The sequence below is a fragment of the Bacillus sp. SH5-2 genome, from assembly GCF_008368905.1.
Taxonomy (GTDB): Bacteria; Bacillota; Bacilli; order Bacillales; family Bacillaceae_G; genus Bacillus_A; species Bacillus_A luti.
In genome coordinates this window covers 62611-88033 of record NZ_QOSD01000017.1, presented here as the reverse complement: position 1 = coordinate 88033, position 25423 = coordinate 62611, and the positions used below count along the sequence as shown (strand labels likewise).

Here is a 25423-nt window from a genome sequence, read left to right as displayed (position 1 = left end):
GAGGGGAGATATCGTTCATGAGAGAAGCTGTCATTGTTGCGGGAGCAAGAACACCAATTGGAAAAGCAAAGAGGGGTTCATTAAAAACAGTTCGTCCTGACGATCTAGGGGCGTTAGTAGTAAAGGAAACGTTAAAGCGTGCGAATTATGAAGGACCAATCGATGATTTAATCTTCGGTTGTGCGATGCCAGAAGCAGAGCAAGGTTTAAACATGGCTCGTAATATCGGTGGATTAGCAGGACTTTCTTACGATGTTCCAGCTATTACAATTAACCGTTACTGTTCGTCAGGTTTACAAAGTATCGCTTACGGAGCAGAGCGTATTATGCTTGGTCACTCAGAAGCTGTATTATCAGGCGGAGCGGAATCAATGAGTTTAGTTCCAATGATGGGACACGTTGTTCGTCCGAATAGTCGCCTTGTAGAAGCGGCTCCAGAATATTATATGGGTATGGGACATACAGCAGAGCAAGTTGCTGTGAAATATGGAATTTCTCGTGAAGAGCAAGATGCATTTGCAGTAAGAAGCCATCAACGCGCTGCGAAAGCATTAGCTGCAGGCAACTTTGCTGATGAAACAGTATCTGTAGATGTAACGTTACGTACTGTTGGATCAAATAACAAACTGCAAGAAGAAACAATCATTTTCGCACAAGACGAAGGTGTAAGAGCAGAAACGACGCTAGACATTTTAGGTAAATTACGTCCAGCATTTAATGTTCGCGGTTCTGTAACAGCTGGTAACTCTTCACAAATGAGTGACGGTGCAGCTTCTGTACTATTAATGGACCGTGAAAAAGCAGTGAGCGATGGCATGAAGCCACTTGCGAAATTCCGTTCATTTGCAGTAGCTGGCGTGCCACCAGAAGTAATGGGAATCGGCCCAATCGCTGCAATTCCGAAAGCGTTAAAACTAGCTGGTTTAGAGCTATCTGATATTGGCTTATTCGAACTAAATGAAGCATTCGCTTCTCAATCCATTCAAGTTATTCGTGAACTTGGATTAGATGAAGAAAAAGTAAACGTAAACGGTGGCGCAATCGCACTTGGACACCCACTTGGCTGTACAGGAGCAAAACTAACACTATCTCTTATTCACGAAATGAAACGCCGCAACGAACAATTCGGTATCGTAACAATGTGTATCGGTGGCGGAATGGGAGCAGCGGGAGTGTTTGAATTACTATAAAAAGTGGAAGCGGCTTGCTCAGAATGTGAGGGGGATGGAGCTTCAGACGTAGAGGTGCTCTTTGCCTCGCAGGAAGAAGCGAAGCCACCGAACATTCTAGCCGCTGGAACTGGATTAAAAAAAGTGGAAGTGGCTTGCTCAGAATGTGAGGGCGTTGGAAGCCCTGACGAAGAGGCGCTTTTTGCCCCACAGGAAGGGGTGAAACGACCGACTGTTCTAGCCACTGGAACTGGATTATAAAAAAAGAATGGAAGCAACAAAGGTTTATAAAAACAAAAGGGAGAGCCGGCTTCTTTCAAAAAGAGAGAAGCTGCTCATGAAAATATGAAGGAGGAAATTTTCATGGAAAAAACAGTAGGAAGTGCGGTTAAAGGCGGTAGCTTTTTAGTTGATGAGATTACGATTGATCAAGTGTTTACGCCAGAAGATTTTTCATCTGAGCATAAAATGATTGCAAAAACGACAGAGGACTTTATCGTAAATGAAGTTCTTCCAGAGCTTGAATATTTAGAACAACATGAATTTGATCGTTCAGTTCGTCTTTTAAAAGAAGCTGGTGAACTTGGTTTATTAGGCGCTGACGTACCAGAAGAGTACGGCGGAATTGGCCTTGATAAAGTAAGCTCAGCGTTAATCGCAGAGAAATTCTCTCGCGCTGGCGGTTTTGCAATTACTCACGGTGCTCACGTAGGTATCGGATCGTTACCAATCGTATTATTCGGTAACGAAGAGCAAAAGAAAAAATATTTGCCATTACTTGCAACTGGTGAAAAATTAGCTGCATACGCATTAACAGAGCCAGGTTCAGGATCTGACGCGTTAGGTGCAAAAACAACTGCACGTTTAAATGCAGAAGGTACACATTACGTATTAAACGGTGAAAAACAGTGGATTACAAACTCTGCATTCGCTGACGTATTTGTTGTATATGCAAAAATTGATGGAGAGCACTTCTCAGCATTTATCGTAGAGAAAGAATACGCTGGTGTATCTACAAGCCCAGAAGAGAAGAAAATGGGTATTAAATGTTCTTCAACTCGTACGTTAATTTTAGAAGATGCGTTAGTACCGAAAGAAAACTTACTTGGCGAAATCGGTAAAGGTCATATTATCGCATTCAACATTTTAAATATCGGTCGTTATAAATTAGGTGTTGGTACAGTTGGATCTGCGAAACGTGCAGTAGAAATTTCAGCACAATATGCAAACCAACGTCAACAGTTCAAACAACCAATCGCTCGCTTCCCATTAATTCAAGAGAAACTTGCGAATATGGCAGCAAAAACATATGCAGCTGAAAGCTCTGTATACCGTACAGTAGGTTTATTCGAAAGCCGCATGAGCACATTATCTGAAGAGGAAGTAAAAGACGGTAAAGCAGTAGCAGCTTCTATCGCTGAATATGCAATTGAGTGCTCTTTAAATAAAGTATTCGGTTCTGAAGTATTAGATTATACAGTAGATGAAGGTGTTCAAATTCACGGTGGTTACGGATTTATGGCAGAGTACGAGATTGAAAGAATGTACCGCGATTCTCGTATTAACCGTATTTTCGAAGGAACGAACGAAATTAACCGCCTAATCGTACCAGGTACGTTCTTACGTAAAGCGATGAAAGGTGAATTACCACTTCTTCAAAAAGCACAAAAATTACAAGAAGAGTTAATGATGATGATGCCAGAAGAAGTAGGCGATGAGCCATTAGCACTTCAAAAGTATTTAGTAACTAACGCGAAGAAAATCGGCTTAATGGTAGCTGGATTAGCTGCTCAAAAATACGGTAAAGCATTAGATAAAGAGCAAGAAATTCTTGTAAATATCGCTGACATCGTAAGCAACCTATACGCAATGGAGTCAGCTGTTCTTCGTACAGAAAAAGCAATTAAAACGACTGGTCTTGAAAAGAATAAACAAAAAGTGTTATACACTGAAGTATTCTGCCAAGAAGCGTTCAACGAAATCGAAGCAGATGCGAAAGAAACACTTATCGCAGTTGAAAACGGCGACATGCTGCGCATGATGTTATCATCATTACGTAAATTAACTCGCCACACACCACTTAACGTAATTCCGAAGAAACGTGAAATCGCTGCGAAAATTTTAGAAGATGAGCGTTACACAGTTTAATAGATAAAAGAGAACCAGTAGCCTTGTGGCTGCTGGTTTTTTATTGCTGAATTCTTGAATAAAGCTGTTTTACATATGTATGTGTAAACAGCTCTATTTTTTGGAGGTAAAGAAGATGAAGGTAATAAGCGTAGAAACAGTTCATCAAATTGCATTTTTACCGCGTCTATTTCCAATTAACTGTTACTTCGTTGAAGAAGAAACAGGATTAACTTTAATTGATGCGGCTTTACCGTTTTGTGCAAAGAAGATTTTAGAATCAGCTCGGAAAATAGGAAAACCGATTACGAATATCGTTATTACACATGCGCATGATGACCATGTAGGAGCGCTTGATGCGATAAAGCAAGAGATGCCCGATGTTCCAGTCTATATTTCTAAGAGAGATGCAAGTTTACTTGAAGGAGATTTGTCATTGCAATTAGGGGAACCAGGCAAGCAGGTAAAAGTGAGTGTTTCAAAAAAGATAAAGACGATTCCAGATATTCTTCTTCAAGAGGGAGATAAAGTTGGTTCTCTTGTAGCGATTGGAGCTCCAGGTCATACACCAGGATCAATCGCATTTTTAGACACGAGAAATGATGCACTTATTGTTGGAGATGCATTTCAAACGAGAGGAGGAGTAGCGGTAGCAGGACAGTTGAAGTGGCTGTTTCCGTTCCCTATGTTTGGGACTTGGAATGCAGAAGTTTCATTAACGAGTGCTCAGAAATTGCTGGAGTATAAGCCGTCTTTATTGGCGACAGGACATGGGAAAATGATTAAAAATCCGTTAATGCAAATGCAACGGGCGATTGAAGAAGCAGAAAGGAATTTAAGTAGAAAGAGCCTCTAATCGTTTAGAGGCTCTTTTTAGTTAAATGATTATTTAGCAGGCTTTAGAAATGTATATATTGCTAATACGAAATTGAAAAACGTAAAGACGAAAGGGTCTTGGCTTGGATCAGAATCATAAGTTTCTTGGCTTTTTGTAAGAAAGTCGTGGATTTTCATAATCATTGCTCCTTTGTGTGTAGTGTGTAAAGTTTATAAAAGGGTATTTTTAATTAAACTAATACTTACTAATAGAGTCGCACTAATAAATACTAAGAAAAATGTAGTGTTACGATTTTTATAATTGTTAAGTGCTATAAATAGAAAACAAATGAGAAATAACATGTGTAAAGGTATAGAGGTGAATAGTGGTTTTAAAGTTAATACATCAATTAGTAATTTTATATATAGGATAGTGTAAATGATGAAAAAGATAACTTTAAATGTTCTTTCCATAGGCACCTCTTCTTAATATATTTGTAAATTATCGAGGTAACATAAGGTAATAATTTTAATTTTTGTGTTTTTCTGTAAGTATAACGTTTTTTTATATGTGTAAATAGATGTGATTGATTTTAACTGTAAGAAAGTTTTTTAATGAATACGATTTAAAAAGAACAGAATACTAAAGGAGAATGAAAGAAGAAAGGTAGGAGTATTCCATGCAAAATTTAACAGAGCTTGAAGTAGAAAACTTACGTCATTTAATTGGTGGACACGCAACGATTATTAACAAATTGGATCAGTATGCACAGGCTTGTACAGATCCACAACTGAAACAAATGCTACAAAAAGATGCGCAAGATGCACGAAATACGAAACAGCAATTAATGACTTTCTTAGGATAGGAGGAAGCGGAAAATGAATGAAAAAGATATGGTAAATGATTATTTAGCAGGATTGAATGCAAGTTTAACAAGTTATGCAAATTATATTGCTCAGTCTGATAATGAACAGTTACATCAAACGTTAATCCAAATTCGTAATCAAGATGAGGCGCGCCAACGTAACATGTATGAGTACGCAAAGCAAAAGAGTTATTATAAACCAGCAGCACCTGCGAATCCGATGATTGTGCAGCAATTGAAAGGTCAGTTAAGTGCAGAATAATAGGATGAAAAAACGAGCGAAAATGGATTCGCTCGTTTTATTTTTTTGTATGTCAATAAATACATAATAAATATTTTTCCAGTTGTAACAAATATGACGAAAATGGAATATAACAATTCACAAAAAGGACAAATACTTTGCTCAATGTTTCACAAAGTATCCATGGTTTCTATCGTGGGAATCTCTATAATTAGGAGTGTAAAGAACAAAAGAAATAGATTATATGATCAATTAGGAGAGATTGCTATGAAAAGACATACAAGAAAACTTGCAATTATCGGTACTGGATTAGTTGGATCAAGTTGTGCGTATTCCATTGTAAATCAAGGGATTTGCGAAGAGCTATTATTAATTGATATAAATCATGAACGTGCAGTTGGGGAAGCGATGGATTTATCACATTGCATTAACTTTACAAATACAAGAACAAAAGTATATGCAGGAAACTATGAAGACTGCAAAGATATGGACATTGTCATTATTACAGCAGGACCAGCACCGAAGCCTGGACAAAGTCGTTTAGATACTTTAGGAGCAAGTGCAAAGATTATGGAAAGCATTGTTAGCGGCGTCATGGAAAGTGGATTTGATGGTATTTTCTTAATCGCATCGAACCCAGTTGATATTATTACATATCAAGTGTGGAAATTATCTGGATTACCTAGAAATCGTGTAATTGGTACAGGTACATCATTAGATTCTTCTCGCTTAAGAACAATTTTATCTGAAATGTTACATGTAGATCCTCGTAGTATTCATGGATACTCACTAGGAGAGCATGGGGATTCTCAAATGGTTGCTTGGTCACATGTAACTGTTGGAGGGAAGCCAGTTCTGCAAATTTTAGAAGAGAAAAAAGAACGTTTCGGTGAAATAGATTTAGATGAAATTGTTGAGAAGACTGCAAAAGCTGGATGGGAAATTTATAAACGAAAAGGTACTACTTATTATGGAATCGGAAATTCTCTAGCCTATATTGCGAGCTCAATCTTTAATGATGATTATCGTGTAATTGCTGTATCAGCTATTTTAGATGGTGAATACGGTGAATATGACATTTGTACAGGAGTGCCAGCTATTATTACTAGAGATGGTATGAAAGAAGTTGTACAACTAAATTTAACAGAGGATGAAGAGTCTCGATTCGCAAAATCAAATGATATTTTACGCGATTATATGAAAACAATTGGTTACTAACTTATAGGAGAAGGTGAAACAAATGAAGGAATATATAATGTCTCGTGTATTTAAAGCATCAGCTGGAATTGCACAAGGTATTTTCGTATCCCTCGGAATTGGTTTACTGATCGAAAATATAGGAAGAATTGTTGATATCCCATTACTGATTACAATCGGAGTTGTTGCAAAATCACTTATGGCACCAGCAATTGGAGCCGGGATTGCTTTTATGCTCGGTGCAAACGGCCTTGTCATCTTTTCAGCGATGGTAGCTGGAGCAATTGGAGCCGGATCCATTTCAATTACTGAAGCGGGTTTAATCATTAAAACAGGTGAGCCAATCGGAGCGTTATTAACAGCAACTTTAGCTGTATATATTGGGAAACGTTTAAGTGGGAAAACTGCTTTAGATATGATGCTCGTTCCATTTGCAGCAATATTAGGTTCTGGTTTAGTCGGTATTTGGTTAGCACAAAATATTAGCCCGGTTTTAAATGCAGTTGGAGCATTCATTAAAGATAGTTCAGCTGGTAGCCCATTCATTGCTTCTATCGTCATTGCAGTAGTTTGGGGACTGTTACTTATCTCTCCAGCTTCATCAGCTGCGTTAGCGATAGCGCTTAGCTTAGATGGTGTTGCAGGTGGTGCTGCTCTTGCAGGATGTGTTGCTCAGTTTATCGGATTCTCTGTCATCTCAGCAAAAGAAAATAATTTAGGCGGTATATTAGCTCAGGCCCTATGTACTCCGAAAGTACAGTTGCCAAACATTACTAAAAATCCAATGATTCTCATCCCAACTGTCGTCGCCAGCGCCATAGTCGGCCCAGTATCAGCATTAATTTTCCAGCTAGAAGCAGGAAAAGAAATTGCAGGTCTTGGATTAAGTTCTCTTATCGCACCAATTAATTTAATTTCCAGCCAAGGATGGGAAGTTGTTCCAGCGATGGTAATCACTTATATCATCATTCCAGTAGCTGTTTCTTATATACTTTACATCGCTCTTAAAAAAGCAGGTCGTATTCACTCTGGTGATATGACTGTACCGCAATCTTAAATTGAAAATCTCCTTAATAATAGATAAAAGCAGACTGAAGAAGCCGCAGTCTGCTTTTTTTGTTACGTTACATTTTTTGGTTTTGTTTTACTGGAACTCGTATTGGTTCTTTTGCTAACAATAGCTGAACACCGAAGTATAGTACGCTTGCCAGCGTCATTCCAGAAACGGCATCTATAAATGCATGTTGTTTCGTAAATAACGTCGATAAAATGATCAGTGTACCGAAGAAAGTAAGAATGTAATATTCAAAAGCATGCTGTTCTCTACGTTTAAAGGCAGCTAGCATAATTACAAATGTAGTAAGGACGTGAATGCTAGGGAAACAGTTTACCGGTTGATCGATACTATAAATATAGCGAACTAGTTCAGAAAATACGTCTGTTCCAACGACGGTTGGACGCGGCACTGTTGTTTGCCAAAAATAATAAACAGAAAAACAAGCAAGTTTGCCAAGAATGACACTACTTAAAGTCACGTAATATTGCTTTCGATCAGCAAAACAATAATAAATAAGTGCACCGTATAAGTATGGGAACCAAAGTAAATAAGGAATAATAAATGCTTTTACAAATGGAATCCAATCATCTACTACTGTTGTGACGTCTACTGCGTGAACAGTTGATTTATTTAATACATCGTAAAGGGGACTTACGAGTACGAGTAGAAGTATATAACTTAACGGAAGAAAAGATGAAAGTTTAAATTTCTTCATGACAATCTCCTATGTTTTTTAGTAATGTAAGTAAATTCAATTGATTATAATATAGAAACGCGAATGGGGCTATCGATTTTACTTACATTTTCTTGAATTAACCTTACGTTTTTGTCACTTGACTTAAAAGAAGGAGAGGGTGCTAAATGAAGCGTTTATCGTATTTCTTAATTTTTATATTGTTATGCCTAGTCGGTGCTGGGTGTGCCAAAGATAATGAAGGAGAGAAATTAGAATATAACGGGAGAGCACTCGTAATTGGAGTTGTTGGCGAAAAGCCGAAAGATACGTTTAGAAATGTAAAGTTTGAGAAAATGAAATTAGAGGAACTGACAAGAAAATCTAAGGAAGTAGACGGTTTTCTAATAATGAAAGAGTACTTTCAAGAAGCATCAAAAGAGCAGTATAAAGATTTATTTTCATCGTTAAAGAAACCCGTGTTTTTTATTGGTTTACAAGATAAATCATATTCACTTTTTATTACAAAAGGTATAGAGTATAACAGCGCAAGAAAAGATGTAAATGCTATGTATACGCAAGGTTTTGCAAATATCGGAAGTGGTGAAGGGCAACAGTGGGGAATTGGTTTATCAAATGGTGGAAATACAGAAGAAAGTATTCATAATATGTATATCGTAGTATTTCAAACAATTGCAGATTATTTGAATAGATCATGAGAAGCCTTTATATAGAGGGCTTCTTATTTTTTTAAAAGTGTATGTTTGGTAGAGAAGACATAATGTAGTTCAAAGGTTACCGTAGAAAAATAGGGGATTAATCAAACGTTTGTTTAAGATGTATGTTCGGTAGGAAGGAGTCAATGCAGTTCAAAGGAAGCGAAGAAAAATAGGGAATTAATCAAACGTTTGTTTAAGATGTATGTTCGGTAGGAAGGAGTCAATGCAGTTCAAAGGAAGCGAAGAAAAATAGGGAATTAATCAAACGTTTGTTTAAGATGTATGTTCGGTGGAAAGAAAGCAATGCGGTTCAAAGGCTAACATAGAAAAATAGGAAATTAATCAAACGTTTGTTTAAGGTATATGTTCGGTGCTGCTGGCAGGAAGAATCTAAAAAATATAAATTTATTTTTTCTTAGGAAATGGCGGAAAAATAAGAAAAATTCGCAGGATTATTAAAATTTATCACGAAATAAGTAAAAGTTTAGCGAATAATCGTTTGAAATAATAAAACGTTTTCTATATGATAAAGGAAAGGTTAGTAAAAAAGTAGGTGAATTTATGACAGTAACATTTTATTCATATCCAAAGTGTGGCACATGTCAAAAGGCAAAGAAATGGTTTGAGGCAAACGATGTAGCATATGAGATGATTCATATTGTTGAAAATCCACCGTCAAAAGAAGATTTACGTAATTTACATGAAAAAAGTGAGTTACCATTAAAAAAATTCTTTAATACAAGTGGAATGCGTTACCGCGAACTTGGTCTGAAAGATAAGTTAAAAGATGCAAGTGAAGACGAAATGTACGAACTTTTAGCATCTGATGGCATGTTGATTAAACGTCCAATCGTAACAGATGGAACGATTGTAACACTTGGTTTTAACGAAGAGCAGTTTGAAAGTGTGTGGAAAAAGTACCAATAAGGTATTTTTACATAATTAATACATTCACTGGAGGTACAGTCATGAGCATTCCAAATAATTTACGTTACTCTGAAGAACACGAATGGGTAAAAACTGAAGGTAATGAAGTTGTTATCGGTATTACTCACTTTGCACAAGGTGAGTTAGGCGATATCGTATTCGTTGAACTTCCTGAAGTAGGTGCAACAATCCAAGCTGACGAGCCATTCGGAAGCGTAGAATCTGTTAAAACAGTTTCTGAGTTATACGCACCTGTAAGCGGTAAAGTTGTAGCAGTAAACGAAGAATTAAGTGACCAACCAGAACTTGTTAACGAATCTCCATACGAGGGTGCATGGATGGTTAAAGTTGAACTTTCTGATGCAAGCCAAGTTGAGAAGTTATTAACTGCAGAAAAATATGCAGAAATGACAAACCAAGACTAATTATAGTCGACTGAAGGACAGCCTTTGTGCTGTCCTTTTTTTATTTTATGTAAAATAATGAACGTAGAATCATATACTAATTATCGTGTAGGAGAACGTTTTTGGAAAAAACTTTTCTTTATTATCCAGCTCCACCTCCTAGCCCTTCATGTCTAAGAACCTTCCGCAGAGAAGACAAAAAGCGTCTTCTGTGCGAAAGAACCTTAGCCAACAGGGCTAAGCAGTCGGTTCCGCTTTTCTTTATTATCCAGCTCCAGCGGCTAGATTGTTCGGTGGCTTCGCTTCTTCCTGCAAGGCAAAAAGCGCCTTTACGTCAGAAGCTCCATCCCCCTCAAAATCTGAACGAGCCGCTTTCGCTTTTCTTTTGCAAAAATAAACAGGAAACAACATGAAAATAACGAATATACTATATACTAAGTTAAAGGTTGTATAGTATATGGTGATCGGGTGATGACATATGATTTATGTAGAAAAAGTCATTATTGTAGAAGGTACATCAGATAGAAGAAAGATTGAATCTATTATTCGTGAACCGGTGGAAATTGTTTGTACAAATGGTACAATTGGTTTGTCGAAAATGGATGAGCTCGTTGATCAGTTTTTTGATAAGGAAGTGTATGTGCTAGTGGATGCTGATGATGCTGGAGAAAAGTTAAGGAAACAATTTCGAAAAGAATTTCCGCAAGCAGAGCATATTTATATCGATCGCTCATACCGAGAAGTGGCAACTGCGCCGTCTTCACACTTAGCAAATGTATTATGGGGAGCTGACATTGACGTCTATACAGAATATTTACGGTAAGGAATGATAGAAGTGATTGACTGGACAGGAGCCGAGGCTACAGCCCTAATAGAAAACGAAGAAAAAACAGTGTTATATGTATATACTCCGATGTGTGGAACATGTCAATTAGCAAAAAAGATGTTAACGGTTGTTGAGCTGACAATTGAGGATCTGAAAATTGGGATGTTAGATTTAAATTATGCTCCGCATTTAGCGAAAGAGTATGGAATTGAAAGTGTACCGTGTTTACTTGTTTTTGAAAATGGGACACTCATGAAGAAGATATATGCATTTCATTCGGTTGAATATTTATATACGGAATTAAAGTAGGCGGCAAAGTTTTTGCCGCCTCGACATATTTCTTGGGAAATATGTCGAGATGCAGGGTAGGTACAGTATTTGTCGAGCGAAAATAACAGGATTGCTCTTTAGTGAGAGGGAATGGTATGTAATAGAAAGTGATATGAAGGATGTGATTTAGGGTGAAATTATATTCTTTGCTGCAATCATTTGTAAATTACGCTAACGGTCAATACCATTTAGAACCACTTCTAAGACAAGGAGAAAGAATTGTTAATTTCCGTTTTGGAGATGAATGTTGTTCGTTACAAATTTCAAGAGATTATATAGAGCTGTTGCAAGAGGAAAGAGGAACGGAGCAAATCGTTTGTGTTGATGAAGAAGATGTAAAACAATTGGTGAACGGCAATGTACGATTGCAAATGTTAATGAACGATGGACGTGTACAATATTCGGGAACGTATCGAACGATGCTATTAGTCGAGTCGATGTTTCATATATGTAAACCGATGTCAGTAGGTGCTTAAAATTCTGAAGTTTCATTTTTTGCAAAAATTTCTGTTGACATGGTGTGTGGATATTGATACAATTCAATTCATAAAATATAGACAATTTCATAAATTACAAATCAGACGAAAATGTAATCTGATTTCTCTTATCAAGAGAGGTGGAGGGACTGTGCCCTGTGAAGCCCGGCAACCGTCAACTTATGTTGAAATGGTGCCAATTCCTGCAAAGCAAATGCTTTGAGAGATGAGAGAGAGGGATAATGTTGTTATATACGCATATAAACCTTTCTGCTTCTCTAAAGCAGAAAGGTTTTTTTATTGTTTGAATGTGGAGGACATTCAAATAATAAAAGTAGTGATAACGGTGGACTACACGCATTACAAATAAAAAATTGCGGAGTCGATCTAAAATCTAGCTTCAGCGGCTAGAACAGTCGGTCGTTTCATCCCTTCCTATGAGGCAAAAAGCGCCTCTACGTCAGGGATTCGGGCGTCCTTTTGTTCTAAACGAGCCGCTTGCGCTTTTTATTTAAAAAAGGGGTGAACATCATGATCTTATTAGAAAATGTAAAGAAAATATATAAAGCAAAAAGCGGTGATGTCACTGCTGTAGATAATGCCAATTTAAAAATAGATAAAGGTGAAATATTTGGTGTTATCGGATATAGTGGCGCTGGAAAAAGTTCTTTAATTAGATTGTTCAATCAGCTGGAGAAACCAACTTCTGGCCAAATTACAATTGCAAATCGTGTCATTTCAGCAATTACAGGAAGCGAACTTCGTAAGGCAAGGCAAGAAATCGGAATGATTTTTCAGCACTTCAACTTACTTTGGTCACGAACTGTACGTGAAAATATTGCATTTCCACTTGAGATTGCAGGCGTCGATAAGGAAAAGAGAAGAAAACGTGTTGATGAGTTAATTCATCTTGTTGGATTAGAAGGAAGAGGAGATGCGTATCCATCTCAGCTGAGCGGAGGGCAAAAGCAACGCGTTGGTATTGCAAGAGCATTAGCTAACAATCCGCAAGTACTTTTATGTGATGAAGCGACGTCAGCTCTTGATCCAGAAACGACAGATCAAATTTTAGATTTATTATTAGATATTAATAAGCGTCTCGGTTTAACAATTGTACTTATTACACATGAGATGCATGTAATTCGAAAGATTTGTAATCGCGTTGCGGTAATGGAGAGAGGAAAGATTGTAGAAACGGGTCCAGTACTTGACGTATTCCGTAATCCGCAGCAGGACATTACGAAACGCTTTGTACAACAGTTAACGGATTCTGAAGATACAAATGAAACGATTGAAAGTTTAATTGAAAAATATCCAGATGGAAAAGTAATTCGCTTGCAGTTTATCGGTGAGGCTGTAGAAAGACCAGTGCTTCAAAGATTAATGCAGCGCAGTGATATAGAAGTAAGCATTTTGCAGGGCAATATCGCACAAACGAATAATGGCTCTTACGGTAGTTTAGTCGTTCATTTAAATGGTGAGGAAACAGCGATCCAGCAAGCAATAGAAGGAATTCATCAAGATCAAGTAGAGCTGGAGGTGATTGCACATGGATAAGTTACTCACAAATGTTGATTGGAATCAAATGTTAGAAGCAACTGGAGAAACGTTATATATGACGGCAATCGCAGCTCTTGCCACATTTGTTTTAGGACTCATTTTAGGATTGTTACTCTTTATGACAGCGAAAGATAATTTATGGGAAAACAAAGCGGTTAACACGGCAATTGGAGCGTTCGTAAACATATTCCGTTCTATACCGTTCATCATTTTAATCATTTTATTAATCCCATTCACGAAGATTCTGCTTGGAACAATTCTTGGAGCGAGTGCTGCTTTGCCAGCTTTAATCATCGGAGCGGCACCATTTTATGCAAGAATGGTTGAAATTGCACTTCGCGAAATTGATAAAGGTGTAATTGAAGCTTCAAAAGCAATGGGGGCAAAAACGAGCACAATTATTTTAAAAGTATTGATTCCAGAATCGTTACCAGCATTAGTATCTGGTATTACGGTTACGACAATTGCTTTAGTAGGCTATACAGCAATGGCGGGAGTTGTTGGTGCTGGTGGCCTTGGAACACTTGCTTATTTAGAAGGATTCCAACGAGGAAATAACGATGTAACAATCGTTGCGACAATTTGTGTATTACTAGTTGTATTTTTCATTCAGTGGATTGGTGATCGTGTAACGACTCGAATAGATAAACGATAATAAAAAACGGGAGGATGTTTCAAATGAAAAAGTTATTACTTACAGCACTTATTACAACTTCAATTTTTGGGTTAGCTGCTTGTGGCGGGAAAGATAAAGATGAAAAGAAACTTGTTGTTGGTGCTTCTAACGTACCGCACGCTGAAATTTTAGAAAAGGCAAAACCGTTACTTGAGAAAAAAGGAATTGAATTAGAAGTGAAAAAATTCCAAGATTACGTGTTGCCAAATAAAGCGTTAGCGGATAAGGAAATTGATGCGAACTACTTCCAGCACATTCCGTATTTAGAAAAAGAAATTAAAGATAAAAAATATGATTTTGAAGTAGCAGGAAAAATTCATTTAGAACCAATTGGCGTATACTCTCAAAAATATAAGAGCTTAAAAGAGCTTCCAGACGGAGCGACAATTATTATGAGTAATTCTGTTGCTGACCATGGACGTGGTTTAGCAATTTTACAAAAAGAAGGCATTTTAAAAATTAAAGATGGAGTAGATCCGGTTAAAGCAACTCCAAAAGATATCGCGGATAATCCGAAAAACTTAAAATTCAAAACAGATATTGAGCCTGGTTTATTACCGCAAGTGTATAACAATAAAGAGGGCGATGCTGTTTTAATTAACTCGAACTATGCAATTGATGCGAAGTTAAATCCAGAAAAAGATGCAATTGCGATTGAAAGTAATGATTCACCATACGCAAACGTAGTAGCTGTTCGTAAAGGCGATAAAGATAAAAAAGAAATTAAAGCTCTTGTAGAAGTATTACATTCTAAAGAAATTGAAGACTTCATTAATAAAGAATATAAAGGGGCAGTTGTTCCTGTAAAAGAATAATTGCTGTGAAAGGGCTGGTGTATGCCGGCCCTTTTTATAACTACATAACTATAAGGGAGAAGGGGACATCATATGAAAAAGATTCTATTGTCAGTTGTTACAGCGCTGTCTGTATTTACATTAGCTGCTTGCGGAGGGAAAGAGGAGAATAAGCTTGTTGTGGGAGCTTCTAACGTGCCGCACGCTGTTATTTTAGAAAAGGCACAGCCGATATTAGAGAAAAAGGGTATTAAATTAGAAATTAAAAAATTCCAAGATTATGTGTTGCCGAATAAAGCGTTAGCGGATAAGGAAATTGATGCGAACTACTTCCAGCACATTCCGTATTTAGATAAAGAAATTCAAGAAAAAGGATATAAAATTGTAAACGCAGGAAAAATCCATTTAGAGCCAATGGGTATTTATTCTAAGAAATATAAAAGCTTAAAAGACTTACCAGATGGCGGGACAGTGATTATGAGTAATAACGTAGCGGAGCGTGGCCGTATGCTAGCACTGTTACAAAAAGGCGGCGTTATTAAATTAAAAGACGGAGTAGATGTTGTTAAAGCAACAGTAAAAGATGTTGTAGAAAACCCGAAAAACTTAAAGTTTAAAACAGATGTTGAGCCTGGACTTTCACCGAAGCTATATGAAAATAATGAGGGAGACGCTTTATTTATTAATTCAAACTATGCAATTGATGCGAAATTAAATCCAACAAAGGATGCAATTGCCATTGAAGGATCAGACTCTCCGTATGCAAATATTATTGCAGTTCGTAAAGGTGACGAGAAGAAAAAAGAAATTAAAGAGCTAGTAGAAGTACTGCATTCAAAAGAAATTCAAGATTTTATTAATAAAGAATATAAAGGTGCTGTACTTCCAGTAAGTGAATAAATATAAGGAAAGGACTGGAAAATTACCAGTCCTTTTTTCTTTATATAAATAAGAAGAAAGGTGTATCATAGAAAGATGTGAAGGAAATACTTATATACATTTGTGAAAAAATTGTTACTTTTTTTCGTCGTTTGCGATATCATTTTATTTGATATAAAATTAGAATGAGAATAAAATGAGAATATGAACGTTTTAGGAATTTTTAAAATGTATATATAGGATTAATGGAGGTATTGAGATGGCTGGTTCTACATTAACGGTTAAAGACTTACACGTATCAATTGATGGCAAAGAAATTTTAAAAGGTGTAAACCTTGAAGTAAAAGGTGGAGAAATCCACGCAATTATGGGACCTAACGGAACAGGTAAATCAACTTTATCTTCTGCAATTATGGGTCACCCAAAGTATGAAGTAACAGAAGGTAGCATCATCATCGACGGTGAAGATGTATTAGAAATGGAAGTAGACGAGCGCGCGCAAGCAGGTCTATTCCTAGCAATGCAATATCCAAGTGAAATTAGCGGAGTAACAAACGCTGACTTCTTACGTTCTGCAATTAACGCACGTCGTGAAGAAGGCGATGAAATTTCTCTTATGAAATTTATCCGTACTTTAGATAAAAACATGGAATTCCTAGAAATGGATCCAGAAATGGCACAACGTTACTTAAACGAAGGTTTCTCTGGTGGAGAGAAAAAACGTAACGAAATTCTTCAATTAATGATGATTGAGCCAAAAATCGCAATCTTAGACGAAATCGACTCAGGTCTTGATATCGATGCATTAAAAGTTGTATCTAAAGGTATTAACGAAATGCGCGGTGAAGAGTTCGGTTGCCTAATGATTACGCATTACCAACGTTTATTAAACTACATCACTCCAGACTTCGTTCACGTTATGATGAACGGTCGTATCGTTAAATCTGGTGGTCCTGAGCTTGCACAACGTCTAGAAGCTGAAGGTTATGACTGGATTAAAAAAGAATTAGGTATTGAAGACGAAACAACAGAGCAAGAAGCGTAAGAGAGGAGCATAAACATGACAATCGGTACATTACCTTTCGATCAAGAAACAATCCGTCAACGCGCAAGCGAAGTAAACGAAGCTGCTTGGTTGACTGAGTTCCGCTTACAAGCTCTTGCACAAGCAACTGAACTTCCAATGCCAACGCCTGATAAAACGAAAATTGAAAAATGGGACTTTATCGGAAAAGGCGACGCTGCTAAGCAAGAGCCTGTAAGTTCTTTAACAGAGCTTCCAGAAGCAGTGAAAAATTTAATCGATGAAAATAACAGCGTATTAGTGCAACGTACTGGTACAACTGCATTCGTTTCTTTAGCAGACGAAGCAAAAGAAAAAGGTGTTATTTTTACAGATATCGTAACAGCTGCAACTGAGCATGCTGAACTAGTACAAAAGTACTTAATGAAAGACGGCGTGAAGGTAGACGAGCATCGTCTAACTGCACTTCATGCTGCATTAATCAACGGCGGTGCATTCGTATATGTTCCGAAAAACGTTGTTCTTGAAACTCCACTTCAAGCTGTATTCTTAGTAGACGGCGAAGAAGCTAACGTATATAACCACGTATTATTCGTAGCTGATGCGAACAGTACTGCAACTTATGTAGAAAACTACGTTGCAAATGAAAATGCTAAAGGTATTGCAAATATCGTAGCAGAAGTAATCGTGGAACAAGGCGCACAAGTGAAATTCGGTGCGGTTGATCTATTAGCAAAAGACGTAACAACTTACGTTAACCGCCGCGGCACAGTAGGACGCGACGGCCGTATTGATTGGGCTCTAGGCCTTATGAATGACGGAAACACAATTTCAGAGAACGTTACAAACTTAATGGGCGACGGTTCATATGCTGATACGAAAACAGTAACAATTGGCCGTGGTAACCAAACACAAAACTTTACAACTAAAGTTGTTCACTTCGGTAAACACTCTGAAGGTTGGATTTTAAAACACGGTGTACAAAAAGATAGTGCAACATCTATCTTTAACGGAATTGGTAAGATTGAGCACGGTGCATCTAAATCAAATGCACAACAATCTTCTCGCGTTCTTATGTTAGATGAGAAAGCTCGTGGGGATGCAAACCCAATTCTTTTAATTGACGAAGATGATGTAATGGCAGGTCACGCAGCTTCAGTAGGTCGCGTAGATCCAGTCCAACTATACTACCTAATGAGCCGTGGTATTCCAAAACGCGAAGCAGAACGTTTAGTCATCCATGGATTCTTAGCACCTGTAGTTAATGAGCTTCCAATTGAAGGAGTAAAGGCACAGCTTGTTGAGGTAATTGAAAGGAAAGTTCGCTAATGAATATTCATGAAATACGCAAACAGTTTCCAATTCTTGATCAAAAAGTGAACGGCAAACAACTTGTTTATTTCGATAGTGCAGCAACTTCTCAAAAACCAATTCAAGTCATTGAAACGTTAGAACGTTACTATAAAGAATACAATTCTAACGTGCATCGCGGTGTTCATACGCTCGGTACGAAAGCTACCGACGCGTATGAAGGTGCACGTGAGAAAGTTCGCAAGTTCATCAATGCGAAATCAATGGAAGAGATTATTTTCACGCGCGGTACGACAACTGCATTAAATACAGTAGCGGCTAGCTATGGTCTTGAAAATGTAAAAGAAGGCGATGAAATCGTTATTTCTTACATGGAGCACCATAGTAACATCATTCCGTGGCAGCAAGTTGCGAAGAAAACAGGTGCAACTTTAAAATACCTTCCGCTTCAACCAGACGGTACAATTTCTTTAGAAGATGTTCGTCAAACAGTTACACCGAATACAAAAATCGTTTCTATTATGCAAGTATCAAACGTACTTGGAACGATTAACCCTGTAAAAGAAATCGGAGCAATCGCACATGAAAATGGCGCAATTATGGTCGTTGACGGTGCACAAAGTACACCTCACATGAAAGTGGATGTACAAGATTTAAACTGTGATTTCTACGCACTATCTGCTCATAAGATGTGCGGACCTACAGGTATCGGCGTATTATATGGTAAAAAAGAATTGCTGAACAATATGGAGCCAATTGAATTTGGTGGTGAAATGATTGATTTCGTAGATTTACAAGAATCTACTTGGAAAGAGCTTCCGTGGAAGTTCGAAGCAGGTACACCGATTATCGGTAATGCAATCGGACTTGGTGCGGCAATTGATTTCCTAGAAGAAATCGGTCTTCATAATATTGAAAAGCATGAGCATGAATTAGCGCAATACGCTCTAGAAAGACTATCAGAAGTAGATGGCGTTACAATTTATGGTCCAAAGCATCGCGCTGGTCTTGTTACATTTAATATTGAAGACGTACATCCTCATGATGTAGCGACAGTATTAGATGTAGAAGGTATTGCGGTTCGCGCAGGACACCACTGTGCACAACCGCTTATGAAGTGGCTGAAGGCTTCTTCAACAGCACGTGCGAGCTTCTATTTATATAATACAAAAGAAGAAATTGATACATTTGTTGAATCGCTAATCAAGACAAAGGAGTATTTCACAAATGTCATTTAATAATTTAGATACGTTATATCGTCAAGTTATTATGGATCATTACAAAAATCCTCGTAACCATGGCGTGTTAGAAGATAGTGTTACAGTTAACTTGAACAATCCAACTTGCGGCGATCGTATTCAACTTACGATGAAAGTAGAAGAAGGTATTGTGCAAGAAGCGAAGTTTGAAGGAGAAGGATGTTCTATCTCAATGTCTTCAGCTTCAATGATGACACAAGCAGTAAAAGGTAAGAAAATTGAAGAGGCGCTTCAGCTTTCTAAAATTTTCTCTGACATGATGCTAGGAAAAGAGTACGATGACAGCATCGATTTAGGAGATATTGAAGCATTACAAGGCGTATGTAAGTTCCCTGCACGTATTAAATGTGCAACATTAGCGTGGAAAGCGTTAGAAAAGGGCTTAAACGAAGACAAGTAATGTTAAAGGTTCCTAAAAACGAGGTTATCTAAGGAGGGACACACCAACATGGCGAAGCAACTGCCAGATATCGGCGATTATAAATATGGTTTCAAAGACAAAGACGTTTCGATTTTCCGTGCTGGACGCGGTTTAACAAAAGAAATCGTTGAAGAGATTTCACGTATGAAAGAAGAACCACAGTGGATGTTAGACTTCCGTTTAAAATCACTGGATAAATTCTACGAAATGCCAATGCCACAATGGGGCGGCGACTTAAACGACTTAGATTTCGATGAAATTACGTACTACGTAAAACCATCTGAGAAATCTGAGAAGTCTTGGGATGAAGTACCTGATGAAATTAAAGCGACATTTGATAAATTAGGTATTCCAGAAGCAGAGCAAAAATATTTAGCTGGTGTATCTGCACAGTACGAATCTGAAGTTGTTTACCACAACATGAAGGAAGACCTAGAAGCTCTAGGAATCGTATTTAAAGATACAGACAGCGCATTAAAAGAGAACGAAGATATTTTCCGTGAGCATTTCGGAAAAGTAATCCCACCAACAGACAACAAATTCTCTGCATTAAACTCTGCAGTTTGGTCTGGTGGATCATTCATCTACGTTCCAAAAGGTGTGAAAGTTGATACACCACTTCAAGCGTATTTCCGTATTAACTCTGAAAATATGGGACAATTCGAGCGTACGCTTATCATCGTAGACGAAGGCGCACACGTACACTACGTAGAAGGTTGTACAGCACCTGTTTACACTACTAACTCACTTCACAGTGCGGTAGTAGAAATCATCATTAAGAAAGATGCATATTGCCGTTATACAACAATCCAAAACTGGGCGAACAACGTATACAACCTAGTTACAAAACGTGCGGTTTGTGAAGAAAACGCAACGATGGAATGGATTGACGGTAACATCGGATCTAAATTAACGATGAAATACCCAGCAGTTATCTTAAAAGGCGAAGGCGCTCGTGGTTTAACATTATCTATCGCGATTGCTGGTAAAGGCCAACACCAAGATGCTGGTGCGAAAATGATTCACTTAGCACCAAACACGTCTTCAACAATCGTTTCTAAATCGATTGCGAAGCATGGTGGTAAAGTAACTTACCGTGGTATCGTACACTTCGGACCAAAAGCGAAAAACTCTCGCTCTAACATCGAGTGTGACACGTTAATCATGGATAACCAATCTACATCTGATACAATTCCTTACAACGAAATCAAAAACGATTACGTTTCACTTGAGCACGAAGCGAAAGTATCAAAAGTATCAGAAGAACAATTATTCTACCTAATGAGCCGCGGTATTTCTGAGCAAGAAGCTACAGAAATGATCGTAATGGGCTTCATCGAGCCATTCACTCGCGAACTTCCAATGGAATACGCAGTTGAAATGAACCGTCTAATCAAGTTTGAGATGGAAGGTTCTATCGGTTAAACCTTTATGTACAAGGGGAATCGAAGGCTAGGGGAGCGAAAATAGCCCCTTGCCTCGATTTTATTATTTCATATAGTCGACATACATTTGCATGGAATCAGCTTCGATTTTCTTGGTGATATGCAAATATGTGTCGGCTTTTATTTTTATTAAAGTATGTCCAAGACGTTCAGAAACGTATTTGATATTTGCTCTGCTCCAATTCATGCTTCTTTCTTAGTATTAACTCCACCTCTTTACTTTTCTCTACGCTTTCTATTTTGGTTATAGTAACGAATTCTATATTCCTACTTATTACCACATTTGCGGAAGGTAGCCGTAATCATCTCCCTTTTCTCCTCCTAATTTTTTCCTTTTGTTGTATAATTAAAATAAGGAAAAAATTCCTGAATTTAAAAATTGAAAAAGAAGGATGGGGGAGTTATTATGACACATTCAAATCAGAAAAAAGCACATGGTCTTAAAGGGCTAGGAGAAAAGTTAAACCCAACTATCTATCAAGTAAGATTCATAAACTTGGATGCCCCAATTCAATTTGAGTCGTTCCCTAAATTAAAGGAATTAGGGGATTGGTTGGATACTTCAACGCAAATATGGTCGTGCCATTCACCTATGTACAAGTACAACAGAGGAGAGTTTGAAAAGCAGTTTTTTGAAATTACAAAATTAACAGTTGATAATGTAATAATATCTATTGGTGGTATCGGATTTAACTTCATGTCACCAGGATGGAGAGATTCTCTCTAGAATGCTCGTTTTTATACTTTTAGTGCTGCACAGTTTGTTCTTAATGTGCTTTAAAATATTTGGTACTACATCAAGAGAGTGGACAAACCCTTCTACCGCATTTTCGTTTGTTGAACTTTCCAAAATTTAATCTAGAGTGAGGATAAATACCATATTGAAAAAGTTATGCTCTCAATTTGTCCTCAAAAGCATGAAAACCTATGAAATATTACGAAAAGTACCTACGCAAATCTTTTAATTTATAAGGAATTTGCATAGGGATGAACCTTGAATTAAAAAATTTTGAGATGGAAAGTTCTATTGGATAATATATGTATGAAGAAAGTGCCCTGCTGTGCAGGGCACTTTCTTTATGTTGTGTGAGCTCGTGCCGGATCGAGATGAGACGGGAAGAGAAGATGATACCCGGGCGGGTGTTCAACTAAATATATCAACGATTTTTCAAATATATCGACCACAACTCGGAATATATCAGCGATTATTTCAATATATCGACGATTCGACAAGAAATATCGACTTATCAACAAATTATGACATAGCGGAGCGGGCAAATACCCTTTAATATTTAGATAAAAGAGGAGCACCTATACATAAAGCGGCCAACTTGAAGTAAGTGGGGCAAAGATACTGACAAATCCAGTGAAAAATCTCCAAAGAACGCACTAATTATCTATCATGAATCCACCAAATAAACTTTCCGACAAATCCATCTTACCCTATCCAACTCCACCAACTAAAAAAAAGAAAGTTTCTCATATGAAAAGGGCAATCTTTTGCTTTTTCTCATAATGCGAGTACAATGTAAAATAGCAAGAAAAGACGAAAAGTATTTACAGGATTATTGCGTACGTGTAGCGTAAATGGCAGTAAGGAACTGAGAGGAGGTTTTTTCTCTGAATATAAATAAAGAAACAATCATCCACCTTTATCATACAAACGATATACATAGTCATTTTGAAAATTGGCCGCAAATTTCTCGGTTTGTACAAGGAGAGAAAAAGCGAAGACAGGAAGCGGGAGAGACCGTTTTAACTGTAGATATCGGCGATCATGTGGATCGTTTTCATAGTATTTCGGAAGCGACGAATGGACTTGGTAATACGAAGCTTTTAAATGAGGCGTTATATGATTATGTAACGATCGGAAATAATGAAGGTATTACGTTAGCGAAGGAGCATTTGAATCGTCTATATGATGATGCTGGATTTGAGGTGCTCGTTGCGAATTTATTTGAAAAAGAAGGTATACGTCCAGCATGGGCAAAGCCTTATAAATTACATACAACGACAGATGGGATTACGATTGCTTTTATTGGATTAACGGTAGCATATCCCGAGTTTTATCAAATGTTAGACTGGCACATTGAAGATCCAATCGAGCATTTAGAATCCATTTTAGAAGAAGTGAAAGATGAGGCTCATATTACAGTTGTCCTTTCTCACCTTGGAAAAAGCATGGACGAGTATATGGCAGAGCATTATGATATAGATGTTATTTTAGGAGCACATACGCATCATTTATTTGAGCGAGGCGTTCTTGTGAATAATACTTTGCTTTGTTGTTGTGAAAAGTGGGGACGTTACGTTGGTCACGTGCAGCTTACTGTGGATAAAGAGACGAAGAAGCTGTTGAAAAAGGACGGTAGAGCGATTAAGACAGAACGGTTAGGTGCTTATAGCAAACCGTTATCCACAATTGAAGTGCTGCAGGAGGAAAGTAAACATATAATGGCAGAGCCTGTCGTTCATTTAAAAGAATCATTACCGGTTGATTGGTTTCAGGAGACGACGTTTGCGCACATGTTAGCAAATGCACTGAAAACATGGTGCGGTGCAGAGATTGGAATGGTGAACGCTGGTGTACTTCTTGAAGGATTAGAAGAAGGTGTTGTGACGCGCGGAGATATTCACAGAATTTGTCCACATCCGATTAATCCATGTTTATTAAAAGTGCCAGGGAAAACGCTAAGAGAAGTTATTTTGAAAGCACGCCGCCCGAATATGGAGAATCTTGAGGTGAAAGGATTCGGATTTCGTGGAAAAGTAATGGGGAAAATGATTTACGCTGGTGTAGAAGTCATTCCAGACACGATTCCTGGGAATAAAATTTTACTGGAAGATGTATTAGTTAATGGGGAATCGCTGGAGTTAGATCGTATATATACGGTAGGAACGATTGATATGTTTACATTCGGATACTTATACCCAGAGCTATCCACACTTTCTGACAAACAATATTATATGCCAGAATTACTTCGAGATGTGTTAACAGACGTGTTAATAACTCATACATCTTCCGTCAAACTATAGGCTAGTTAACTTGTAACACTCATTTTTCTCTTGTCATACAGATAAGAAAGAGAGGAGTGTGAACTATGGTTAATGTGGAGCCAATTATAATCGATAATTATACGTTTATTGCGGTTAGCGTAAAACTTCCAAAGACAAATTTGCTAGCTGTAATGAGCGATAAAGGATATATTATGTGCGGTGCATTAGATGTAGGTCTTTTAAATGAGAAGTTAGGTGATCGAGGAATTATTGCTGGCCGTGCGGTTGGTGTAAGAACGATTGAACAACTTCTTGAAGCACCGCTAGAATCAGTAACGATTGAAGCCGAAGCTTTAGGTATTACGGCTGGCACAATCGGAAAAGAAGCATTATTAAAAATGAGATAAGCATATATCGTCCCTCCTTCTTGCATAGAAATGATATAAGAAGGAGGTTTTTTTTATGAGTATATTTCGTTCGAAAAATTCGCGGTTTCGAAGGGGACCTATTTCCTTTCGGCACATACTGCTTATGTCGTTTATTCTTTTTGTCATATTACTCGTGCAAGGATTATGGATTGTGAATAGCAGTATTCAGCCGACATTAATTAAATATGGAGAAGTAGAGACGCATAAAATGGCGACAGCGGTTATGACGAAGGCAGTAAAAGACAGAATTAATGAAGGGTTCGATGTCGATTCGTTAATGAAAGTACAAAATGATAAAAACGGGAAAGTATCCACAATTAATTTAAATACAAAGCAAGTAAATGAAATCGTAACGTCAACGACCACGTACATAGAAAAATATTTACAGCAAGTAGAGCAAGGCAATTTAAAGGAGCTAGGTCTTTCTGAAAAAAATGGGGCAACGATGTCGGTTCCTTTTGGGCGTGTAACGGATAATGCGCTTCTTGGAAATATAGGACCAAATATTCCAATTGATTTCACTACCATTGGTCATGTGAATACGGATATTAAACAAAAAATTGAGCCACATGGGATTAATACGACAGCGATTCAAATTGTTATGGAGATGGAAGTAACATTGCAGGTGATTATTCCATTTCATACGAAAGAAATAAAGGTGAAACAAGATGTCCCGATTGCAACGCGTATCGTTCAAGGAGAAGTGCCTACTTATTACGGAAGTGGAAGTGTTGTTGTACCAGATAAGAAGAAAACGGATAGTTAGCCATAAATAAAAAATAACCGTAGCAGTGTGCTACG

Annotated in this window: 30 protein-coding genes and 1 riboswitch; of the genes, 28 read left to right on the top strand and 2 right to left on the bottom strand. The window is 37.6% G+C overall.

Features of this window, described 5'->3' with window-relative positions:
* Positions 1 to 17: 17 nt before the first annotated feature.
* The 8 genes from DN410_RS12925 (at position 18) to DN410_RS12885 (ending at position 7473) form a co-directional block, all read left to right on the top strand.
* On the top strand, positions 18 to 1190 hold the full coding sequence (locus tag DN410_RS12925) for an acetyl-CoA C-acetyltransferase (protein WP_001206342.1): 1173 nt from the start codon (positions 18 to 20) through the stop codon (positions 1188 to 1190).
* A 3-nt stretch (positions 1191 to 1193) separates the two neighbouring features.
* Positions 1194 to 1430, top strand: coding sequence for a hypothetical protein (locus DN410_RS12920; RefSeq protein ID WP_149176810.1), 237 nt, complete (start codon positions 1194 to 1196; stop codon positions 1428 to 1430).
* Positions 1431 to 1532: 102 nt separating this feature from the next.
* Positions 1533 to 3317: an acyl-CoA dehydrogenase family protein gene (locus DN410_RS12915; protein WP_071748128.1), complete on the top strand. Its 1785-nt coding sequence runs from the start codon at positions 1533 to 1535 to the stop codon at positions 3315 to 3317.
* A 115-nt stretch (positions 3318 to 3432) separates the two neighbouring features.
* On the top strand, positions 3433 to 4152 hold the full coding sequence (locus DN410_RS12910; protein ID WP_149176809.1) for an MBL fold metallo-hydrolase: 720 nt from the start codon (positions 3433 to 3435) through the stop codon (positions 4150 to 4152).
* Between the two features lie 640 nt (positions 4153 to 4792).
* A complete protein-coding gene (locus DN410_RS12900) occupies positions 4793 to 4978 on the top strand; it encodes a hypothetical protein (RefSeq protein WP_001180550.1) in 186 nt (61 codons plus the stop codon).
* Between the two features lie 13 nt (positions 4979 to 4991).
* A complete protein-coding gene (locus tag DN410_RS12895; protein ID WP_149176807.1) occupies positions 4992 to 5240 on the top strand; it encodes a spore coat protein in 249 nt (82 codons plus the stop codon).
* 246 nt (positions 5241 to 5486) lie between these two features.
* Positions 5487 to 6437 carry an L-lactate dehydrogenase gene (locus DN410_RS12890; RefSeq protein WP_472926185.1) on the top strand — a complete coding sequence of 317 codons (951 nt, stop codon included), beginning with the start codon at positions 5487 to 5489 and terminating at the stop codon, positions 6435 to 6437.
* Between the two features lie 22 nt (positions 6438 to 6459).
* On the top strand, positions 6460 to 7473 hold the full coding sequence (locus tag DN410_RS12885) for a PTS sugar transporter subunit IIC (protein ID WP_002191093.1): 1014 nt from the start codon (positions 6460 to 6462) through the stop codon (positions 7471 to 7473).
* Positions 7474 to 7540: 67 nt separating this feature from the next.
* Here DN410_RS12885 and DN410_RS12880 read toward each other — a convergent pair whose 3' ends face one another.
* Complete coding sequence (locus DN410_RS12880) at positions 7541 to 8188, bottom strand: phosphatase PAP2 family protein (protein ID WP_149176805.1); 648 nt, start codon at positions 8186 to 8188, stop codon at positions 7541 to 7543.
* Positions 8189 to 8334: 146 nt separating this feature from the next.
* On the opposite strand from DN410_RS12880, the gene DN410_RS12875 reads away from it, so the two are divergent.
* The 3 genes from DN410_RS12875 (at position 8335) to gcvH (ending at position 10217) form a co-directional block, all read left to right on the top strand.
* Positions 8335 to 8865, top strand: a complete 531-nt coding sequence (locus DN410_RS12875; protein ID WP_149176804.1) for a hypothetical protein — start codon at positions 8335 to 8337, stop codon at positions 8863 to 8865.
* Between the two features lie 561 nt (positions 8866 to 9426).
* A complete protein-coding gene (locus DN410_RS12870; RefSeq protein ID WP_149176803.1) occupies positions 9427 to 9792 on the top strand; it encodes an arsenate reductase family protein in 366 nt (121 codons plus the stop codon).
* A gap of 41 nt (positions 9793 to 9833) precedes the next feature.
* Positions 9834 to 10217: a glycine cleavage system protein GcvH gene (gene gcvH / locus DN410_RS12865; protein WP_000026898.1), complete on the top strand. Its 384-nt coding sequence runs from the start codon at positions 9834 to 9836 to the stop codon at positions 10215 to 10217.
* 243 nt (positions 10218 to 10460) lie between these two features.
* On the opposite strand, the gene DN410_RS28180 is transcribed toward gcvH, so the two are convergent.
* Positions 10461 to 10607 (bottom strand): hypothetical protein, encoded by a 147-nt coding sequence (locus DN410_RS28180; RefSeq protein WP_218947470.1) that lies wholly within the window; start codon positions 10605 to 10607, stop codon positions 10461 to 10463.
* A gap of 67 nt (positions 10608 to 10674) precedes the next feature.
* Here DN410_RS28180 and DN410_RS12860 point away from each other — a divergent pair, with 67 nt between their 5' ends.
* The 17 genes from DN410_RS12860 to yunB all read left to right on the top strand — a co-directional run bounded on the left by DN410_RS12860 (position 10675) and on the right by yunB (position 25388).
* A complete protein-coding gene (locus DN410_RS12860) occupies positions 10675 to 11019 on the top strand; it encodes a toprim domain-containing protein (protein WP_000640869.1) in 345 nt (114 codons plus the stop codon).
* A gap of 3 nt (positions 11020 to 11022) precedes the next feature.
* Entirely contained in the window at positions 11023 to 11331 is a 309-nt protein-coding gene (locus tag DN410_RS12855) for a thioredoxin family protein (RefSeq protein ID WP_081257791.1), read from the top strand.
* A 152-nt stretch (positions 11332 to 11483) separates the two neighbouring features.
* On the top strand, positions 11484 to 11828 hold the full coding sequence (locus DN410_RS12850; protein WP_149176802.1) for a hypothetical protein: 345 nt from the start codon (positions 11484 to 11486) through the stop codon (positions 11826 to 11828).
* A 125-nt stretch (positions 11829 to 11953) separates the two neighbouring features.
* Positions 11954 to 12061: riboswitch (SAM riboswitch) on the top strand.
* A gap of 298 nt (positions 12062 to 12359) precedes the next feature.
* The gene (locus DN410_RS12840; RefSeq protein ID WP_000601748.1) at positions 12360 to 13385 is read left to right on the top strand and encodes a methionine ABC transporter ATP-binding protein; all 1026 of its coding nucleotides are present in this window, start codon (positions 12360 to 12362) and stop codon (positions 13383 to 13385) included.
* The gene (locus tag DN410_RS12835) at positions 13378 to 14043 is read left to right on the top strand and encodes a methionine ABC transporter permease (RefSeq protein ID WP_000359556.1); all 666 of its coding nucleotides are present in this window, start codon (positions 13378 to 13380) and stop codon (positions 14041 to 14043) included. Before DN410_RS12840 ends, DN410_RS12835 begins: the two co-directional genes overlap by 8 nt.
* A 23-nt stretch (positions 14044 to 14066) precedes the next feature.
* Complete coding sequence (gene metQ / locus DN410_RS12830; RefSeq protein ID WP_149176801.1) at positions 14067 to 14879, top strand: methionine ABC transporter substrate-binding lipoprotein MetQ; 813 nt, start codon at positions 14067 to 14069, stop codon at positions 14877 to 14879.
* A gap of 72 nt (positions 14880 to 14951) precedes the next feature.
* Entirely contained in the window at positions 14952 to 15758 is an 807-nt protein-coding gene (gene metQ, locus DN410_RS12825; protein ID WP_000722401.1) for a methionine ABC transporter substrate-binding lipoprotein MetQ, read from the top strand.
* 238 nt (positions 15759 to 15996) lie between these two features.
* Complete coding sequence (sufC, locus tag DN410_RS12820) at positions 15997 to 16782, top strand: Fe-S cluster assembly ATPase SufC (protein ID WP_000929160.1); 786 nt, start codon at positions 15997 to 15999, stop codon at positions 16780 to 16782.
* 15 nt (positions 16783 to 16797) lie between these two features.
* Positions 16798 to 18090: a Fe-S cluster assembly protein SufD gene (gene sufD / locus DN410_RS12815; protein ID WP_078418196.1), complete on the top strand. Its 1293-nt coding sequence runs from the start codon at positions 16798 to 16800 to the stop codon at positions 18088 to 18090.
* Positions 18090 to 19310: a cysteine desulfurase SufS gene (sufS, locus tag DN410_RS12810; RefSeq protein WP_001020769.1), complete on the top strand. Its 1221-nt coding sequence runs from the start codon at positions 18090 to 18092 to the stop codon at positions 19308 to 19310. Before sufD ends, sufS begins: the two co-directional genes overlap by 1 nt.
* Positions 19300 to 19731 (top strand): Fe-S cluster assembly sulfur transfer protein SufU, encoded by a 432-nt coding sequence (sufU, locus tag DN410_RS12805; protein WP_000009523.1) that lies wholly within the window; start codon positions 19300 to 19302, stop codon positions 19729 to 19731. The genes sufS and sufU overlap by 11 nt, the downstream gene beginning before the upstream one ends.
* Positions 19732 to 19779: 48 nt before the next feature.
* On the top strand, positions 19780 to 21177 hold the full coding sequence (gene sufB / locus DN410_RS12800) for a Fe-S cluster assembly protein SufB (protein ID WP_001118827.1): 1398 nt from the start codon (positions 19780 to 19782) through the stop codon (positions 21175 to 21177).
* A 426-nt stretch (positions 21178 to 21603) separates the two neighbouring features.
* A complete protein-coding gene (locus tag DN410_RS12790) occupies positions 21604 to 21924 on the top strand; it encodes a DUF3884 family protein (RefSeq protein WP_149176799.1) in 321 nt (106 codons plus the stop codon).
* A 352-nt stretch (positions 21925 to 22276) separates the two neighbouring features.
* Positions 22277 to 22486: a hypothetical protein gene (locus tag DN410_RS27970; RefSeq protein WP_179958608.1), complete on the top strand. Its 210-nt coding sequence runs from the start codon at positions 22277 to 22279 to the stop codon at positions 22484 to 22486.
* A 331-nt stretch (positions 22487 to 22817) separates the two neighbouring features.
* Positions 22818 to 24233, top strand: coding sequence for a bifunctional metallophosphatase/5'-nucleotidase (locus tag DN410_RS12780; protein ID WP_370456808.1), 1416 nt, complete (start codon positions 22818 to 22820; stop codon positions 24231 to 24233).
* Between the two features lie 65 nt (positions 24234 to 24298).
* Positions 24299 to 24601 carry a YunC family protein gene (locus DN410_RS12775; protein ID WP_000248463.1) on the top strand — a complete coding sequence of 101 codons (303 nt, stop codon included), beginning with the start codon at positions 24299 to 24301 and terminating at the stop codon, positions 24599 to 24601.
* Between the two features lie 55 nt (positions 24602 to 24656).
* Positions 24657 to 25388: a sporulation protein YunB gene (gene yunB, locus DN410_RS12770; protein WP_149176796.1), complete on the top strand. Its 732-nt coding sequence runs from the start codon at positions 24657 to 24659 to the stop codon at positions 25386 to 25388.
* Positions 25389 to 25423 lie beyond the last annotated feature (35 nt).